The following is a 2277-nucleotide window of genomic DNA, read 5'->3' as shown; positions in this document are numbered from 1 at the left end:
AGAGCCGATGGTACTGCGGTAACACGTGGGAGAGTAGGTCGGTGCCAAATCTTAAAGAAAGCCTGTAGGTAACTACAGGCTTTTCTTGTTTATAAAAAATTTTAACTGCCTTCCTAGCCAATCTATTCTGGGCATTATTATATGACCTTCTGCAAAGCGTTTATAAGAAGTATGTACAGACCCCCTAGCCATAAAATACAGGGAATTTGTTTTGCTTCGTTTTTAAGCGCTGTGTTTGCCATTTTATCATTGTTAGACACCTATATGCCTACTTTCAACTTCAGGTAATGTTTAAGCATAATGATGCCGTACTTATTTGCTGTTTTAGCTAAAAATAATGGACCATGATCACAGCGAAAGATAAGCGTATGATGATATTGGCTACGGCCACATATCCAGGGACAATTTAACGCGTATGCCAGTTAAGATTAGTTTATTTGATATATTAGTGTTTGTAATGGCGAAATTATCGCTAATAGCATTATGATCAAATAATTGACACCTCAATGAAAAGAATTTTATGGCCAGCATGTTTCATGTTCTTGCTTATCCAATTTGCGTATTCGCAAAGTATTGATAAAACAAAGTTAGATAGCTATTTTCAAACCCTTGAAGCTAATAATAAGTTTATGGGTAGTGTTGCCATTGCAAAAGGGGGCCAGGTCCTGTATACAAAAGCGATTGGATTTAGGTTTGTTGAAGATAAACTTAAGCCAAATGAACACACTAAATATAGAATTGGTTCGATTTCTAAGACTTTCACTGCAGCCCTTATGTTTAAAGCTATTGATGAAAAAAAGACTGACCTTACACAAACGCTCAATAAATACTTTCCAACGGTAAAAAATTCAGATAAAATTACCTTAGGCCAATTGCTTAATCACCGTAGTGGCATTCATAATTTTACCGATGATGCCAATTATTCACAATGGTATACACAAAAAAAGAGTGAAGAGGAGATGGTCAAAATGATATCTTCGTTGGGAAGTGATTTTGATCCCGGCAGTAAAGCAGCCTATAGCAATTCCAATTATGTACTTTTAACTTATATACTCCAAAAGTTATATAAAAAACCTTATAATGAAATTCTACAAGATAAGATTGTGAAACCTGTTGGTTTAAAGGACACTTATTATGGTGGTGAAATTAGTATAGGAAATAATGAAAGTTATTCTTACCAATTTAATAACGGATGGAAAAAACAAGCAGAAACGGATATGTCTATACCGGCAGGGGCAGGTGCAATTGTTTCTACTCCAACAGACCTCACTATCTTCGCACAAGCTTTGTTTAATGGAAAGATCGTATCGGCGGAAAGTCTTAAACAAATGAAAACTATACAAGATGGTTATGGAATGGGGTTGTTTGTGGCGCCTTTTCATGAAAAGAAGAGCTATGGACATAACGGGGGGATAGATGGTTTTACTTCTAATTTTGGCTATTTCCCTGAAGATAAAGTCGCCATTGCGTTTACCTCAAATGGCTCTGCTTATGATAACAATAAAATATCCTTGGCTTTATTAAGCAGTGTGTTCAATAAACCATATGAGCTCCCGGTTTTTGTTACGGTAACTGCGGGAGATTTGGATCAATACCTGGGTATTTATTCCGCCAAGAATTTTCCTCTTAAAATAACCATTACTAAATCTGATAATACCTTAATCGGCCAGGCAACTGGTCAGCCGTCCTTTAAACTTGATGCAACGGCGAAACATGTTTTCAATTTCGACCAGGCCGGCCTCGCGTTACACTTTAATCCTGATACGAAGGAAATGACGTTGAAGCAAGGGGGCAGAGACTTTCTGTTAATTAAGGAATAATAACCTATTTGGATACCGTTTAAAGGGGCCTGATTTTTCAAAAGATCGGGCCTTTGTGTTTGCAGGCGTTATTGGGCTAAGCCTATTTCAATGGTTCGCATGTGATTATTGTGCAAATGCTAGTGTTAATGCCGGATCGTCATTGATTGATTTGATGGTATGCCTGTGACATTTGCTAGGTTAAAAGACGTGTTTAATAATTTTGTTACAATTCTTTTATCAGTAACAGAGCGACTTAGCCATCCTATACAAATATAAGCTCCAATTGTTTTGCGGGGATAGATTATTTTCCTACTTTTGCATCCCGCTTCGGAGGAAGGGAAACAGTGAAAAGGATAGAGAAGAGGTTGATTTGAAGAGCTAAAGTAGTAATGTTGTCCTTTAAGGATTTGGTTTTCGGACTAAAGAAATTAAAAGAAAAAAGTTTAAATAAAAGCTTGACAATGTTAAAAAGATT

General features: G+C 36.6%; 1 protein-coding gene. It reads left to right on the top strand.

Annotated features, from left to right (window positions below; translation table 11 throughout):
- Positions 1-506 precede the first annotated feature (506 nt).
- Complete coding sequence (locus tag IWX76_RS17975; protein ID WP_196861428.1) at positions 507-1820, top strand: serine hydrolase domain-containing protein; 1314 nt, start codon at positions 507-509, stop codon at positions 1818-1820.
- The last annotated feature ends 457 nt before the right edge of the window (positions 1821-2277 follow it).

The sequence above is a fragment of the Pedobacter sp. CAN_A7 genome, from assembly GCF_015752175.1.
Classification (GTDB): domain Bacteria; phylum Bacteroidota; class Bacteroidia; order Sphingobacteriales; family Sphingobacteriaceae; genus Pedobacter.
This window is presented reverse-complemented; position numbering and strand designations above follow the sequence as displayed.

Excerpts from the sequence above, each read along its gene's own strand:
- IWX76_RS17975 (WP_196861428.1), top strand. The coding sequence starts at position 507 with ATGAAAAGAATTTTATGGCCAGCATGTTTCATGTTCTTGCTTATCCAA.